Origin of the sequence: Halosegnis rubeus (assembly GCF_009184545.1) — an archaeon.
Taxonomy (GTDB): Archaea; Halobacteriota; Halobacteria; order Halobacteriales; family Haloarculaceae; genus Halosegnis; species Halosegnis rubeus.
Genome location: NZ_QJOW01000004.1, coordinates 58518 through 72042, shown reverse-complemented (window position 1 = coordinate 72042; position 13525 = coordinate 58518). Strand labels below are relative to the sequence as shown.

At 66.0% G+C, this 13525-nt stretch carries 18 protein-coding genes; 3 read left to right on the top strand and 15 right to left on the bottom strand.

Annotated features, from left to right (window positions below; genetic code table 11):
• Position 1 precedes the first annotated feature (1 nt).
• Positions 2 to 1174 (bottom strand): MBL fold metallo-hydrolase, encoded by a 1173-nt coding sequence (locus DMP03_RS10025; protein ID WP_152120547.1) that lies wholly within the window; start codon positions 1172 to 1174, stop codon positions 2 to 4.
• Between the two features lie 232 nt (positions 1175 to 1406).
• On the opposite strand from DMP03_RS10025, the gene DMP03_RS10020 reads away from it, so the two are divergent.
• The 3 genes from DMP03_RS10020 to DMP03_RS10010 are packed head-to-tail and all read left to right on the top strand — an operon-like array spanning position 1407 to position 2803.
• The gene (locus DMP03_RS10020; protein WP_152120546.1) at positions 1407 to 1655 is read left to right on the top strand and encodes a sulfurtransferase TusA family protein; all 249 of its coding nucleotides are present in this window, start codon (positions 1407 to 1409) and stop codon (positions 1653 to 1655) included.
• Positions 1652 to 2200 (top strand): DsrE/DsrF/DrsH-like family protein, encoded by a 549-nt coding sequence (locus tag DMP03_RS10015; RefSeq protein WP_152120545.1) that lies wholly within the window; start codon positions 1652 to 1654, stop codon positions 2198 to 2200. Before DMP03_RS10020 ends, DMP03_RS10015 begins: the two co-directional genes overlap by 4 nt.
• 39 nt (positions 2201 to 2239) lie before the next feature.
• Positions 2240 to 2803 (top strand): class I SAM-dependent methyltransferase, encoded by a 564-nt coding sequence (locus DMP03_RS10010; protein WP_152120544.1) that lies wholly within the window; start codon positions 2240 to 2242, stop codon positions 2801 to 2803.
• 3 nt (positions 2804 to 2806) lie between these two features.
• On the opposite strand, the gene DMP03_RS10005 is transcribed toward DMP03_RS10010, so the two are convergent.
• The 14 genes from DMP03_RS10005 to DMP03_RS09940 form a co-directional block, all read right to left on the bottom strand.
• On the bottom strand, positions 2807 to 3880 hold the full coding sequence (locus DMP03_RS10005; RefSeq protein WP_152120543.1) for a methionine synthase: 1074 nt from the start codon (positions 3878 to 3880) through the stop codon (positions 2807 to 2809).
• Positions 3877 to 4872 carry a 5-methyltetrahydropteroyltriglutamate--homocysteine methyltransferase gene (locus DMP03_RS10000; protein ID WP_152120542.1) on the bottom strand — a complete coding sequence of 332 codons (996 nt, stop codon included), beginning with the start codon at positions 4870 to 4872 and terminating at the stop codon, positions 3877 to 3879. Before DMP03_RS10000 ends, DMP03_RS10005 begins: the two co-directional genes overlap by 4 nt.
• A gap of 44 nt (positions 4873 to 4916) precedes the next feature.
• The gene (locus DMP03_RS09995; RefSeq protein ID WP_152120541.1) at positions 4917 to 5516 is read right to left on the bottom strand and encodes a HemK2/MTQ2 family protein methyltransferase; all 600 of its coding nucleotides are present in this window, start codon (positions 5514 to 5516) and stop codon (positions 4917 to 4919) included.
• A complete protein-coding gene (locus DMP03_RS09990; protein WP_152120540.1) occupies positions 5509 to 6696 on the bottom strand; it encodes a mechanosensitive ion channel family protein in 1188 nt (395 codons plus the stop codon). Before DMP03_RS09990 ends, DMP03_RS09995 begins: the two co-directional genes overlap by 8 nt.
• A complete protein-coding gene (locus DMP03_RS09985; RefSeq protein WP_152120539.1) occupies positions 6696 to 7532 on the bottom strand; it encodes a 16S ribosomal RNA methyltransferase A in 837 nt (278 codons plus the stop codon). The genes DMP03_RS09990 and DMP03_RS09985 overlap by 1 nt, the downstream gene beginning before the upstream one ends.
• A gap of 45 nt (positions 7533 to 7577) precedes the next feature.
• Positions 7578 to 8159, bottom strand: coding sequence for a DUF655 domain-containing protein (locus tag DMP03_RS09980; protein WP_152120538.1), 582 nt, complete (start codon positions 8157 to 8159; stop codon positions 7578 to 7580).
• A gap of 41 nt (positions 8160 to 8200) precedes the next feature.
• A complete protein-coding gene (locus tag DMP03_RS09975) occupies positions 8201 to 8557 on the bottom strand; it encodes an RNA polymerase Rpb4 family protein (RefSeq protein WP_075936101.1) in 357 nt (118 codons plus the stop codon).
• 4 nt (positions 8558 to 8561) lie between these two features.
• Positions 8562 to 8852 carry a 50S ribosomal protein L21e gene (locus DMP03_RS09970; RefSeq protein ID WP_152120537.1) on the bottom strand — a complete coding sequence of 97 codons (291 nt, stop codon included), beginning with the start codon at positions 8850 to 8852 and terminating at the stop codon, positions 8562 to 8564.
• 100 nt (positions 8853 to 8952) lie between these two features.
• Complete coding sequence (locus DMP03_RS09965; RefSeq protein ID WP_152120536.1) at positions 8953 to 9219, bottom strand: elongation factor 1-beta; 267 nt, start codon at positions 9217 to 9219, stop codon at positions 8953 to 8955.
• Between the two features lie 2 nt (positions 9220 to 9221).
• The gene (locus DMP03_RS09960; RefSeq protein WP_075936098.1) at positions 9222 to 9401 is read right to left on the bottom strand and encodes an HVO_2753 family zinc finger protein; all 180 of its coding nucleotides are present in this window, start codon (positions 9399 to 9401) and stop codon (positions 9222 to 9224) included.
• A 48-nt stretch (positions 9402 to 9449) separates the two neighbouring features.
• Positions 9450 to 9995 carry a DUF2391 family protein gene (locus tag DMP03_RS09955; protein WP_152120535.1) on the bottom strand — a complete coding sequence of 182 codons (546 nt, stop codon included), beginning with the start codon at positions 9993 to 9995 and terminating at the stop codon, positions 9450 to 9452.
• Positions 9996 to 10853 carry a 3-hydroxyacyl-CoA dehydrogenase family protein gene (locus tag DMP03_RS09950; protein ID WP_152120534.1) on the bottom strand — a complete coding sequence of 286 codons (858 nt, stop codon included), beginning with the start codon at positions 10851 to 10853 and terminating at the stop codon, positions 9996 to 9998.
• 38 nt (positions 10854 to 10891) lie between these two features.
• Positions 10892 to 12289 (bottom strand): zinc ribbon domain-containing protein, encoded by a 1398-nt coding sequence (locus tag DMP03_RS09945; RefSeq protein WP_152120533.1) that lies wholly within the window; start codon positions 12287 to 12289, stop codon positions 10892 to 10894.
• Positions 12286 to 13464, bottom strand: a complete 1179-nt coding sequence (locus DMP03_RS09940; RefSeq protein ID WP_152120532.1) for a thiolase domain-containing protein — start codon at positions 13462 to 13464, stop codon at positions 12286 to 12288. The genes DMP03_RS09945 and DMP03_RS09940 overlap by 4 nt, the downstream gene beginning before the upstream one ends.
• Positions 13465 to 13525: the final 61 nt, after the last annotated feature.

Sequence of the window (13525 nt, the reverse complement as noted above, 5' to 3'; positions counted from 1 at the left end):
CTCACTCACCCGCCGCGCAGTTGTTCGGGCCGAGTTCCATCGTGAACGCGTCTGCGGCGCTTGGGGTCGTCTGTCCGAGGTTGGCCGCGATGATCTCCTCGTAGTTCGCGGGGCGTGGCGGCATGTTCGCGAGCACGCGGTCGACGAAGACCTCTTTATCCACGCTGAGCAGCGGAAGCCGGTCGACCACACTGCCGAGCGTGGCGAGGTGAGCACCGTCATCGCGGGCGGTCTCGGCATCGCCGAAGTGGGCCGGGCCGATCAGCGTGTCGTTGGGAAGCGTGAGCAGGCGGTCGTGGAGGGTGTCGTACAGCTGCTCGGCCGCGGCTCGGGCACCGTCGTCGCCGTCTTCGAGGTCGGGACGGGCGACGCTGTCGAGAAACAGGGTGTCGCCGGTGAGCGCGAGGTGGTCGTCGACGCGGTAGGTCGTCATCCCGGAGGTGTGGCCCGGCGTCGGACGCACGGCGATGGTCGCCGTCCCCACCGCGAGTGAGTCGCCACCCTCGACTGGACGCATCTCATCGCCATCAACGACGCCACGGGCCACAGCAGCAGCGGGGAGAATCATCTCGGCTCCGGTCGCGTCGGCGAGGTCACGCAGCCCGCTCACGTGGTCGGCGTGGATGTGCGTGTCGAGCACGTACTCGATGTTCACGCCGAGGTCGCGTGCGTCCGCGACGTAGCGGTCGGTGAACGCGCGCAGCGGGTCGACGACGGCGGCCTCGCCGTCGCTCACGACCATGTACGCGAGACAGCCCGAAGAGGGCCGGCGGTACTGGCGCACGAGCGACCCCGACGGCAGTTCGAGGTCGGTGTGCTCGTAGAGCCGCGCCCAGCCGCGCATCCCGTCTTCGAGGTGCGAGGTGTCATACCCCGCGTCGGCGAGTAGCTCCGCGACGAACTCGCTGGATTTCCCCTTCGCACAGACGACGACCACCGGCTCGTCGGTCGACACGTCAGCCACGAGGTCGGCCTCGAAGCCGTCGAGGAACTCGAAGTACGGGACGTTCACCGTCCGCACGGTCGGCCCGTCGATGTGCCACGTTTCATACTCTGATTCCGCCCGCGTATCGAGGAGAGTCACGGACTCACCGGCGTCGAGACGAGTCTTCAACTCGGCCGGCGTCGTCGGGTCGATTTCCGCGTCCGTCTCCGGAAACATCGGTTTGCTCATACTCCCATTCGTGGATTCGCCGTCAAAAGGATTGCGTTAGTATTGCACTCGTCTTGCAACTGAACGTTGGCCACCGCGTACCTGATATAGGAGCCAAAAAGACATTTCGGCGCAAATGCCGTCACACACTGGATACAAATCGAGTCACCAATACTCTCACGAGCAAGGTAGATTGCACGGTGGACGAAAGGCTCTTGTCGCACCGTACCTGATTGCAGTTCGATTGCAAACCATGACGGACACTCCGACGGAGACAGTCGACGTGAAAGGCGAAGCCTGCCCGATGCCGGTCGTCAAGACGAAACAGTCTATCGATGACCTCGACGCCGGGGAGGTACTCGAAGTACTCGCGACCGATTCGGGGAGCGTGAGCGACATCGACGGCTGGGCCGCGGGCACGCCCGGCGTCACGCTCGTCGACCAGACAGAGACCGAAGACGACGGCGAGACGGTGTACGTCCACCGGGTGCGCGTCGAATGAGCACCACGTCGAGCGAGGCGAGCGAGCGAATCGCACAACTGGAGGCCCGCATCGAGGAACTGGAAGCCGACGAGGGGACCGAAGGCGAGCGGTCGATGGTCATCGTCGCCACGCAGGGCACTCTCGACATGGCGTATCCACCACTGATTCTCGCCTCGACGGCCGCGGCCTTCGACTGGGACGTGACCGTCTTCCACACCTTCTGGGGATTGGATATCCTCCACGAGGACCACTCCAGTGACCTCCAGTTGAGCGCGGTGGGCAATCCGAGCATGCCGATGCCGAACGCCGTCGCCGCCCTCCCCGGGATGGACCGGCTCGCCACGGCGATGATGGAGCGGAAGATCGCCGACAACGACGTGGCGACCGTCGAGGAGCTGCTCGACACCTCACTCGAGATGGGCGTCGAACTCCAGGCGTGTCAGATGACCATCGACCTGATGGGCCACGACGAGGAGCGCTTCCACGATGGCGTCACCGTGGGCGTGGGCGCGGCGACGGCGCTGTCACGCATGGCCGACGCCGACGTACAGCTGCTCGTATGAACCGCGGGCTACTTCCGTCCGCGAGTGGAGGGGTGTGATATGGGCCACCACACGTTCGACGCCGAAAGAGCCGCCACCCTCGAAGACGCCGGCCGTCGCTACCGGTACGTCTCCCGCGAAGAGCTGCTCTGGGCGCTCGCGCTCGACGGGACCGAGACGGTCGCCGACCTCGGCAGCGGCACCGGCTTCTACACCGACGACGTGGCGGCCCGCGCCGGTCACGTCTACGGGGTCGACATCCAGCCGGCGATGCACGACTACTACCGGGAGAAGTCGCTGCCCGACAACGTTGAGCTGGTCGAATCGGACGTGGCGACGCTTCCGTTCGCAGACGACGCGCTCGATGCCGCCGTCTCGACGATGACCTACCACGAGTTCGCGAGTGACGACGCGCTCGCCGAACTCGCGCGGACGATTCGTCCGGGGGGACGGCTCGTTGTCGCCGACTGGTCCGCCGGCGGGGAGGGCGAGGCGGGGCCGCCGCTGACCGAGCGATACGACCTCGATACCGTCACACGTGCGCTCGCCGGGGCCGGCTTCGAGATGGAGTTGGCCACAGACCGGCCGGAGACACTGTTCGTCGCCGCAGTTCGGGACGAGTAAGCGTCAGTCGTCTGCGGGGGCCTGCGTACCGGCGTAGCCGACGTCGATTTTGCCGGCGTCAAGTTCGGCCTCGACTTCGCGGGCAGCCTGGACCATGTTCTCCATCTTCGCATAAGCGACCTCACGGGGGAGGAGCTTCAGCCCGCAGTCGGGGCTGACGGTGAGCCGCTGTGGCGGGACGACCTCGAAGCCCCTCTTGATGTTCTCCTTGATTTCGGCGACGGACTCCACCTCGGCGACGTGGGCGTCCACGACGCCGAGCGCGAGGTCTTTCGTGAACTCGTCGGCGGTGAACACGTCTAGCTGCTCGTAGTTGCCGTTCGCGAGTTCGAGGTCGTACTCGTCGACGGGGTACTCCAGCATCTCGGGGTAGATGCGCGAGTAGTCACCGTAACAGACGTGAAGCCCGATGCGAACGTCGTCCGGGATACCAGCGACGATGTGTTCGAGACACTCGCCGACGATGGCGTGGTCGTCGGGCGTGGTCGCGAGCGCCGGCTCGTCGATCTGGATGTAGCGTGCGCCGGCGTCGACGAGCCGCTCGATCTCCTCGTTCACGAGGTCGGCGAGGTCGTACGCGAGCTCCTCCTCGCTCTCGTAGGCCTCGTTGAACGCCCAGTTCGCGAGCGTGTACGGGCCGGTGATTGGGACCTTTACCGGGCGGTCGGTGACCCCAGTCGTGAACTCGAACTCGTCGACCAGCCACGGCTCGTCGTACTCGACCTCCTCTGCGACCGACGGCTTGTCGAAGTAGTTGTGTCCCCACACCTTGACCGGGCCGTTGAACTCGTATCCATCGATGCGGTGGGCGAAGAACTCGACCATCTCGTTGCGGCGCATCTCGCCGTCGACGACGGCGTCGAGACCGGCGCGCTCGTGCTCGTTGGTGATGAGCCGGCAGGCGTCGTCGTGGGCCTCGCCGAGGTGGGTCTCGTCGAAGTCGTACTCCTCGTCGTCAGTCAGCTCCTCGGCACGGTTCAGCCACTTCGGCTTCGGGTACGAGCCGACGACCGTGGTGAGGAGGAAGCTATCCGTCGGGTGGTTCGGCGGTCTAAACTGCGCTCGGTTGTCGCTCATTGTGTCACCTCTTCGAGGTCTGCGGCGTTTGCAAGCGTCTCCGCCTTCGCTTCGGCCTTGTTGACTGGCAGATAGAACAGTTCGGTGTTGCTCGTCAGGTAGACGGTATCGAACTCTTGGGCCGGAATCTGGGAATCGAACCACTCGAACCGCTCGCGCACGGTCTCGGGGTCCTCGACGAGCGTGTTCTGACCGTCGACGACGCCGAGCGCGACCGAGTCTTTCGTCCCGTACTCCTGGACGTTGTAGACGTTCTGTTCGTGGTTCGCGACGAGGTCGAAGCCGATGGCGTCAACGTCGGCGTCCATCAGGTGGGCGTACACCTTCTCGTCGAGGGCACCGTAGAAGGGGTGGACGACGACTTCGGCGTCAGTCGCCTCGGCCACGGCGTCGATTGCCTCGCTCGCGAGCGCGTCGAAACCGTCCTCGGGCGCGTCTTCCACGAGTGAGGGTTCGAGTAAGAACAGCGTCTCGTGGGCCGGAAACTCTGCCACCTCACCGGCGAGGAACTCCGCGACCGCGTTCAGAAACGCCGACCGGTCGGCGTAGTGTTCGTTCGTCGCGAGTTCGGCGAGCGTGTACGGTCCCGGGAGCACGGCCTGTAGGTCGTCGGTCTGCGTGGCGGCCGCCTCCAGTTCCTGTGCCACGTCGCCGCCGGGCGTGAGGTCGCCGGCGACCACCGGCTCGCGGTAGAAGTTGTTGTTGTCGTAGTAGCGGACGATACCGCGGGTCTCCACGCTGTCGTGGACCGTCAGCGGGTGGGCGAGCATGTCGTCCCACCGGCCCTGGCCCTCGGTGACGCGGTCGAGCCCGGCATCGATCTGTGTCTCGACGAGTTCCGTTCGCACGTCGTCGTAGGTCTCGGCCAACTCGCCCGTCTCGTCGCCGGCGATGAGGTCGGACTTCTGGTGGCCCTTCAGGTCCGAAAGCCGGTCTTTCGCCCAGTCGGGGAGGGGAAACAGCCCCGGCGTCGTCGCGACTAGTTCCGTCATTACGAACACGTAGACATACCGAGGCTTAATATTTCCGAAGCGTTCTAATGCTCTTCAGTAATTCTCAACACGGCGAGTCGCTCGAACGGGAACGACTCCTCGCGGGCCGTCTCGGCGGCGAGGCTGCGGTCGGCCGCATAGCCCGCTACCGCCTCGATGTCGGTCAGCGTCGAGACGAGGAGAAAGACCACGCCGTCCGAGGTGAGCACGCGGGCCACGTCGTCGAGGAACGACTCGATGACCTCACGGCCGGTCTCACCCCCCGTCAGGGCGCGTTCCATCCAGTCGTCGCGTTCGGCCGCCTCGTCGCGCGGGAGATACGGCGGATTGAATGTCACGGCGTCGAAGGTCTCGGCGTCGAACGGACGCGTGCAGTCGCCCCGAACCACGTCAAGCGGGATAGTCTCCTCGCGGGCGTTGTCGCGCGCCTGGCGGCAGGCGTGGGGATTCACGTCGCTCGCAACGACACTCGCCGCGGTTGCGCTGGCAATTCGCCCGGCGACGTAACCCGACCCCGTTCCCACATCGAGCACGCGGTCGGAGCCGTCGACGGACTCGACGGCCACGTCCGCGAGCAATTTCGAGTCCTCCGCGGGCTGGTACACCGCCGTCTCCATCCCGCGCTGGTCGGCGAGGTCACTCACCGGCGTCACCTGTCTCGTCGGGGGCGTCTCCGTCCGCCGACGCGTCCGTGTCGACAGCGCGCACGTCAAGCCCGTCGGTCTGTTCACGCTCCGAGAGCACGCGCTGTGGGAACGGAATCGCGACGTCGTGTGCCTCGAAGGCCTGTTTGACGGCCTCCATCACGGCGTTTTGGGCCGCCCACTTCTTCTGTATCGTCGGGTCGGAAATCCAAAATCGGAGGTTCAGGGTGACGGCGCTGTCGCCAAACTCCTTGACGACGACCTCCGGTTCGGGACCGTCCATCAACATCTCGATACCGTCCATCGCCTCGGTCGCGATCCGGCAGGCCTCGGGTACGTCGGTGTCGTAGTCGACCCCCACGTCCGCCTGGACGCGGAGTCGTTCGTTGCGCGACCGGTTCGTAATCGCCGAGTCGGTAATCTGGTCGTTTGGAATCATCACCATCTCGTCGTCGAACGTCTGGAGCCGCGTGTTGACGATGGAGATGTCGGTGACGAGACCCTCGTTGTCGTCGATTTCGACCCAATCTCCCATCTTGAAGGGACGCGCGAAGAGGAGGACGAAGCCGGCGAGTACAGCCCCGAGTGTCTGGCGGGCCGCCAGCCCGAGCACCACACCGAGCGCGCTCGCCGACAAGAGCAGGTTCTGTGCCGGAATCCCGTACAGCGTGAGCGAAAACAGGAACGCCGGGATGAACAGGAGAATCTGGACGAGATGGTGGAGCACTTCCCGTTGGTGTGACGTGATGGCGTTGCGGCTCTCGCCGACCCGGACAAATCGCTTCGCGACCCGCGTCGCAGTGTAGGTGATGCTCAACGCGACGAGGACGATGAACAGTCGAACCCCGGCGACCGGCGAGGGACTGATGCTATCGAGCGCGAGCCTGACCGCCGGCGTCCGCCGCCAGACCACGACGAGCACGCCGGCAGAACAGATGCTTAACAGCGTCGCAACGGCCACCTGTAGCCCCTCGGCACCGTCGTCGGTGAGCCGGCGCTTCAACAGCGGGCCGGCCCGATAGACGAGATACGTTCCCAGCAGGAAACCGACGAGCGCGAGGGCGCTGACGAGATACTGCATCGGACGCGTGGGCGCGAGCATATCTGCGAGGTTGAGCGCGAACGCCGACGGCTCTGGCGGCGTCCTCGGCGTCGGAGTTGCCGTCGACTGACCCGCCATCACCGACCGACCTCCCACGCGACTGCGGCGAGTTCGGCGAACTCGGCCGGGGTCACGTTGCCGGCTCGCTTCGAGAGCAGCGACTCCTCGGCGGCAGCGACGACGGCATCACCGTCTGCCAGCCCGGAGATGTGGGTCGTGTTTCGGACGGCGTTGCGCATCGTCTTCCGGCGCTGCGTAAAACAGGCCGTCACGAAATCCAGGAAGAACTCGTCGTCCGGCACCTCGTACTCGGGGTCGCGTGGCGTACACCGGACGAGCGCGCTCTCGACGCGAGGCTGTGGGTCGAACGCCTCCTTCGGGACGGTCTCGACCAGCTCCACGTCGGCGTAGTGGCCCGCAGTGACGGAGAGCCGGCCGTACTCGTCGGTCCCCGCGTCGGCGGCCATCCGCGCGGCGAACTCGTACTGAAACATCAAGACGAGCGGTCGCTTCTCGGGGAGCAGTCGGAAGGCGATTTCGGAGGAGACGCCGTAGGGGAGATTGGAGACGCAGGCCGAGAAGTCGGGCAGCGACACGTCGAGGGCGTCCCCCTCGACGACGGTCAGCCGGCCCTCGTCGACGGCGTCGGCGAACTCTCGCCGGAGAAAATCCGCGAGGTCGGGGTCACGCTCCACGACGGTGACGCGTTCGCCGGCGACGAGCAGGCGGTCGGTCAACGCGCCCGTACCGCCACCGATTTCGAGGAGGTGACTGGTGTCGGCGTCGGCGGGGAGATGCGTTGGAATCCGGTCGAGCACCCGGTCGTCGACGAGGAAGTGCTGGTCGAACTCCGGGTCGCCCCGCTTTGCCCGGCGGATGAGAGCGTCCGGGTCACGATACTCAGGGTCGGTCACTACCCGTGGTTTGCAGGCGGCGGAGAAAAGCCTTCACGAGTCGCCTCACTCGGCGGCGAAGATGCGGTACTTCAGGTCGTCCTCGCGAAGCTCTTCGAGGATGCGGTCGATGATGGTCTGTTTTGGGTCGTGAAGCCCGGAGACACGGTCGGACACCTCCTCGAACGACTCAAACGGCTCGCGCTTTCGCTCGTCGAGGATGTCGTTGCGGAGCTTCTTCCCGATTCCCGGGAACAGGTTCAGCTGGTGGAGCCGAATCGTGATGGGCTGTGCCTCGTTGTAGTAGTCGACGAACCGGCGTTCCTCTTCGTCGATGAGGTCCTCGATGGCGTACTCCAGTTCCGACTGGGCAGTCCCCGAGAGGTCGGCGTACTCGATCCGCCGGCTGCGCTTCACGTCCTCGCTCTGTTCGGCGGCCGGCGCGAGCGTGAGTGTGTTACCGACGAGCACGTGGGCCTCGTCCGTCAGCGTCAGCTCGTACAGCCGGAACGCGTCGGTGTCGAGTCCGTACGCGATCGGCGTCGCCTGTGATCGCGGGCGATTGTCCGAAGGGAGACCGTTCGGAAGCACGTCCAGCGTAATCACGTCGATGCGGTCGCCGGACGGTTTGCTGTCGGCGTTACTCATAGTGATTTGTATGGCAACAGTGTATTTAAAATCCGCCGGCCTCAGGCGTACTGCGAGACGACGTTGAGCACGTCGTCGAGTTCGTCGCCGGACAGCGAGTAGCGCTCCTGTGCGTAGATGGACCGCAGTTCCGCACGGTCCTCGGGAAGGAGGTCGGCGATTTTGTAGGCGGTCGCTTCAGACACCTTCTCCAACTCCAGTAGGTCTGCGACGAGCGCACGCGAATCCTCCGCCGAGAGATCACCGAACCGGTTGGCGTGTTCGATTGCACGCGCCAGCTCGTAGGGCATCTCGGGACTGTCCTCGCCGGACCGCTCCTCCTCGATGACTTCGAGTTCCTCCTTCACCTCGCTGGTGGTGAGATACTCCTCGTCGACGATCTCCTTGAAGATGGTCATCGGGTTACTCCTGCCGGCGGAGATGTGCCGGGTTCGAGATGAGCGTCTTCTCCTTGCCGCCGTCGGTGATGAGCACCTTGTACGCGCGGCCCTGCGACCCCTCGATTTCGCCGGTCTGACCGTCGAAGCGCGGGTGGAAGCGGCCCTTGTGGACCGACGGGTCGATCTTGAGATGGACCTTCTCGCCGGTCTCGTACTCCTCGACCGAGCGCTGTGGCGGGGAGGTGCCGCGGTCTCGAGGCTTGTTCTTGAGTTTGTTCCGCGTACCGTGGAGGGGTCCGTTGGAACTTGGCATTGTCGTACCCCACGGTAACTCGGTCAGCGTTATAAAACGTGCGTTCCGGCCCGGCCGCGCCGCTCACGGGCGAAGTGACCGAAAACCGCAGCGAACGAACCTACAGTCGACCCTGCGACTCGACTTCGAGCGACTCGACGCCCTCGACGGTCGAGAACGCCTCCTCGACGGCACCGCTGCCGCCGGCGTCGTCGGGAACGATGACGGTCGGCAAGAGCGCGACGAGACCAAAGGCGACGTCTTCGCGCTGGAAGCCGTTGATCTTTGCACCCTCCGGGAGCGACTGCTCGAGTCGGTCCTGGAGCGCATCGAGGTCAACGTCGGGGTTTTGCGGCATGACCTTCATCTTGACAGCGACCTGTCCCATCGTTACGGCCCCGTGAACCCGCAGTCCGGGCACTCGTACAGGTTGCTCTGTTTGCGACACGTCGCACAGCGGAAAATCTCACAGCCGCAGTCCGGGCAGTCGAACCGGGCGGCCGCTGTGCCGGAGATGTTGATTCCACAGGAGACGCACTTGCGTGCGCGCTTCTGCTCGGTTTCGCTCATACTCACGCGTCGGTGTGCGCGCGGTTTAACCTTTGTCAAAAGGGCCGATTATGAGCCGGGCAGGATGTCACCCAGTGTCGCGCCGATGGACATCGGGACGAACGCGACGGTCGTCGTCGCGACCGCGAGCAGCGGTGTCTCCCACTCGATTCGCCCCCATCCCGTCAGCCCCAGCGGCGCGACGAGGAATGTCACGCCACAGATACCGACCATCCGTCGCGGCACGATGCCGAGGAAGGGCCGGTGGACTCGCACGTCCTGAAAGTCGGCGACGTAGACGATACCGTAGACGATGGCGACGGCGACGGCAATCGTCGCAAGGAGCTGAAGCGGTCTGGTTGCGAGATAGCCCCCGACCTCGTTGGTTCCCCCCTCCACGAACATCGGAATTCCGAACACGAGCGAACCGATGGCCGCCTCGGAGAGGTCGGTCCGGTCGAAGCCCACGATGACGTTCCCTCGACCGCGAGACTGGAGTTCCGTCACTTGCTCCATCAGCTCGTCGACGTGTTCGCGGGTCTCCGCGTCGACTCTGTCGTGAAGCTCTTCCAGCTCGTCGATGATGTCGGCGTGGTCGGAATCCGAGTCGCTCATCTACTTAACCGGTTCGCCGTCCTCCCAGACGTAGAACCCTTCCCCGCGTTTCTTCCCGAGCTTTCCGGCACGGACCTTCCGTTTGAGCACCTGCGGCGGCTTGAACCGTTCGCCCAACTCCTCGCGGAGATACTCCAAAATGTCGAGCCGAACGTCGAGACCGACCACGTCAGTGAGTTCGAGCGGTCCCATCGGATGCCGGTACCCCAACTCCATCGCGGCGTCGATGTCGGCGGGGTCCGCGACGCCGGATTCGACCATCCGCATCGCCTCACAGCCGAGCGCGACGCCCAGCCGCGAGGAGGCGAACCCCGGCGTGTCGGTGACGGTGACGGCCTCCTTGCCGACGTCGGCGACGAACGACTCCGCCTGCTCACGGGCCCCCTCGCTCGTCCGCTCACCGAGGACGACCTCGACCAGCCCCATGATGTACGCGGGATTGAAAAAGTGGAGTCCGACTCCGCGACTCGGGTCGTCGAGACAGTCCATCACGCTCGTCACGGACAGCGAAGAGGTGTTCGTCCCGACGAGCGCGTCGTCGTCGAGCACCGGGTCGACCTCAGAGAGGACGGCGTGTTTCAGGTCGATGTCCTCGGGGACGGCCTCGACGGCCAACTCCGCGCCGGCGAGCGCATCGAGGTCGGTCGTTGTCGTGAGCCGGTCGAGCGCAGCGTCACGTTCGACCTTCGTGAGCTTCTCGCGCTCGACACTCCCGTCAAGGTTGCTCGCGACGTGGTCGCGTGCCTCTCCGAGCACGGACTCGTCCACATCTCGCAGTGTTACCTCGTGGCCGGCGACGGCACAGACGTGTGCGATGTCACGGCCCATCGTTCCGGCACCGAGTACAGCGACGTGCATACCGGCCCGTCACGGCGAGGGGTGAAAAGTCGTTCCGCCTACGTCGTCTGGATCTTGAACCCGTAGCGGGTGACGCCCTCCTGCGCGTAGATTTTTCGCTGAACGGTTTCGACCTCGTCGCCCACGGCCGCGTCGCCGACGACCATCGCCGGGCTGCTCGCCGTCTCGTCGTCGGGCGTGTCGAACGCGACGATGGCGACGCCGAAGGCTCCGGACTTGGATTGGAGCGCCTCGAACTCCGGCGGTGCACCGCCGGAGCCGATTTCGGTCTTCGCCTCAACGGTTCCCGTCCCGGCCAGCGCGACCGCCTCGAACTCGACGAGCGTACCACAGCCGCGACAGGCACCTTCCGGTGGGAAGGTGTAAGTTCCACAGTCGGGACACCGGCCGGCGACGAGGCGGTGTCGCTGCGGGAGCGAGCGGTGCCACGTCGGCACGGAGACGTACGCGCCGCCGCCGTCCGGCTCTTCTGCCGTAATCTCGCCGCGCAGTCGGAGGTAGGCGGCGTAGCTGACCGACTCGCCCGCGTCGAGCGAGATGGCGGTCGGGAGGTCGCCGTCGCGCTCGAAGACGAGCGCGTCGGCTCCTGCACCCGACCCCCACGAGGCCGCGAGGACGCGCGCCGCTCCCTCGTCGAAGGCCGTCGCCACGCCGAGTGGGACTGAGGCCGCGCCCGTATCACCGAGCGTGGAGACCGTCTCCGCGGCGTGAATCGTTTCGGTGTCGACGCCCATCGCGCCGGCCGCGCGGTAGGGCTGTTTGCCGTCTGGCATCTGGACGGCCGCCGCGTCGAGGTCGCCGGTCTCGACGCCGTCAACGGCCGCATCGAGCGGACGCGCGAAGGCGTTCCGGTCGTACGTGCCGGCGTCGATGCTATCGACGGCGTCGCTGCCGCGCTCGCGGAACCGCGTCCCGGGGTACGCCTCGGTGTGAGTCGCCGAATCGGCGACCACGACGGGCGCGTCCGGGCCGACGAGGAACGCAGCGGCGCCGGCACCGGCGGCGTGCTCGCGGGCGTCGTGCGGTTCGCCCTGTGGACAGTCGGATACGACGACGAGTCCGCAGTCCGGTTGGGCGGTGAGCGCCGAATCGAGCGCCTGCGTGCCGGCACGCGTGCTGCCGGTGAAGACACGCCGCGTGGCGTCAGTCGACACGCCGAGCAGAGAGCCGAGGCGTGCGGTCAAATCCTCCTCTTCGAGCGGTGGGGTCGTGCTCGCGAACGCGAGCCAGTCGACCGATTCGGAGTCGGAGCCACCGGCGTCGAGCGCGCGGGTCGCGGCCTCCCAGCCCATCGTCAGCGCGTCCTCGTCGGCGTCGGGGACGGCGGTCGTCTCGACGCCGGGCGCGTGGAAGGAGTCCCATGCGTCCTCGAACTCCTCGGCTGCAATGCGGTAGGCGGGCGCGTACGCGCCGACGGCGGTGAGACCGTAGCTCATTGTTCCACCTCCTGTTCCCGCTCGAAGACGTGGACGACGGCCGCACCGCCCGAACCGCCGACGTTGTGGGTGAGTCCGACCGCGGGGTCGTCGAGTTGGCGGTCGCCCGCCTGCCCGGAGAGCTGTTTGTACGCCTCGACCACCTGTCCGGCACCGGTCGCGCCGATGGGGTGGCCCTTCGACTTGAGTCCACCCGAGGTGTTGACCGGCATCTCACCGTCCATCTTGGTTGCGCCCGACTCGATGTACTCGCCGGCCTCGCCGCGCTCACAGAGCCCGATGTCCTCGTAGGCCATCAGCTCAGCGATGGCGAAGCAGTCGTGCACCTCGGCGAAATCGAGGTCGTCTACGGAGCGGTCGGCCATCTCGTAGGCCTCGTCCGCGGCCCGCTTCGAGGCCGGCACCCCGGAGTAGGTGTCGCGCTGGAACAGGCCGACGCGGTCGGAGGAGGCACCGACGCCGGCGACGCGGATCGGGTCGCCGGTGAACTCGTCGACCACGTCCTCGCTGACGATGAGCGCCGTCGCCGCGCCGTCGGTCGTCGGACAGCAGTGATAGAGCGTGAGCGGGTCCGCGACGGTCGGGGCGTTCATCGCGTCCTCCAGCGTGCACTCGAAGCCGAGCTGTGCGTGTGGGTTCTTCGCGCCGTTGGCGTGGTTCTTGACGGCGACGTGTGAGAGCTGTTCTTTCGTCGTGCCGTGCTCGCGCATGTGGGCGGAAGCCATCTGCGCGTACACGCCCGAGAAGGTCGTCCCGGAGAGCCGCTCCCACTCGGTTTCGCCGGAGACCCCGAGCCAGTAGCGCACGGCGTCGCCGGAGGCGTCGGTCATGATTTCAACGCCGCCGGCCAACACCACGTCTGCCATCCCCGACTTGACGGCCTGGACGGCCTGTCGGACGGCGTACCCCGAGGCGGCACACGCGTTCTCGACGCGCGTGGTCGGGACGCCATGGAGACCGACGTGTTCGGTGACTGCCGGTCCCGAGAGACCGAGCTGCCGGCCGCCGACGCCAAGCGTGCCGACGAACGCCTCGTCGATGCGGTCGGGGTCGATGCCCTCGGGAACGGAATCGAGGGTGCTCTCGTAGGCCGTCGCGAACAACGACCGGTACGATTCGTCCGGGAAGCTGCCGTAGTCCGACTGTCCTGCGCCGACGAGATACGCGTCGGTCACGGGTGGCTCACTCGCATACGGGTAGCCACTACGCCCGAGGTAAAATAATCGACTACTGAGG

Coding starts and splice junctions, on each gene's coding strand:
- DMP03_RS09975 (WP_075936101.1), bottom strand. CDS start 8,557: ATGACCATCTTCAAGGAGATCGTCGACGAGGAGTATCTCACCACCAGC.
- DMP03_RS09990 (WP_152120540.1), bottom strand. CDS start 6,696: ATGGCGGGTCAGTCGACGGCAACTCCGACGCCGAGGACGCCGCCAGAG.
- DMP03_RS10015 (WP_152120545.1), top strand. CDS start 1,652: ATGAGCACCACGTCGAGCGAGGCGAGCGAGCGAATCGCACAACTGGAG.
- DMP03_RS10010 (WP_152120544.1), top strand. CDS start 2,240: ATGGGCCACCACACGTTCGACGCCGAAAGAGCCGCCACCCTCGAAGAC.
- DMP03_RS09965 (WP_152120536.1), bottom strand. CDS start 9,219: ATGGGACAGGTCGCTGTCAAGATGAAGGTCATGCCGCAAAACCCCGAC.
- DMP03_RS10020 (WP_152120546.1), top strand. CDS start 1,407: ATGACGGACACTCCGACGGAGACAGTCGACGTGAAAGGCGAAGCCTGC.
- DMP03_RS10025 (WP_152120547.1), bottom strand. CDS start 1,174: ATGAGCAAACCGATGTTTCCGGAGACGGACGCGGAAATCGACCCGACG.
- DMP03_RS09960 (WP_075936098.1), bottom strand. CDS start 9,401: ATGAGCGAAACCGAGCAGAAGCGCGCACGCAAGTGCGTCTCCTGTGGA.
- DMP03_RS09950 (WP_152120534.1), bottom strand. CDS start 10,853: ATGCACGTCGCTGTACTCGGTGCCGGAACGATGGGCCGTGACATCGCA.
- DMP03_RS09945 (WP_152120533.1), bottom strand. CDS start 12,289: ATGAGCTACGGTCTCACCGCCGTCGGCGCGTACGCGCCCGCCTACCGC.
- DMP03_RS09970 (WP_152120537.1), bottom strand. CDS start 8,852: ATGCCAAGTTCCAACGGACCCCTCCACGGTACGCGGAACAAACTCAAG.
- DMP03_RS09980 (WP_152120538.1), bottom strand. CDS start 8,159: ATGAGTAACGCCGACAGCAAACCGTCCGGCGACCGCATCGACGTGATT.
- DMP03_RS10005 (WP_152120543.1), bottom strand. CDS start 3,880: ATGAGCGACAACCGAGCGCAGTTTAGACCGCCGAACCACCCGACGGAT.
- DMP03_RS10000 (WP_152120542.1), bottom strand. CDS start 4,872: ATGACGGAACTAGTCGCGACGACGCCGGGGCTGTTTCCCCTCCCCGAC.
- DMP03_RS09955 (WP_152120535.1), bottom strand. CDS start 9,995: ATGAGCGACTCGGATTCCGACCACGCCGACATCATCGACGAGCTGGAA.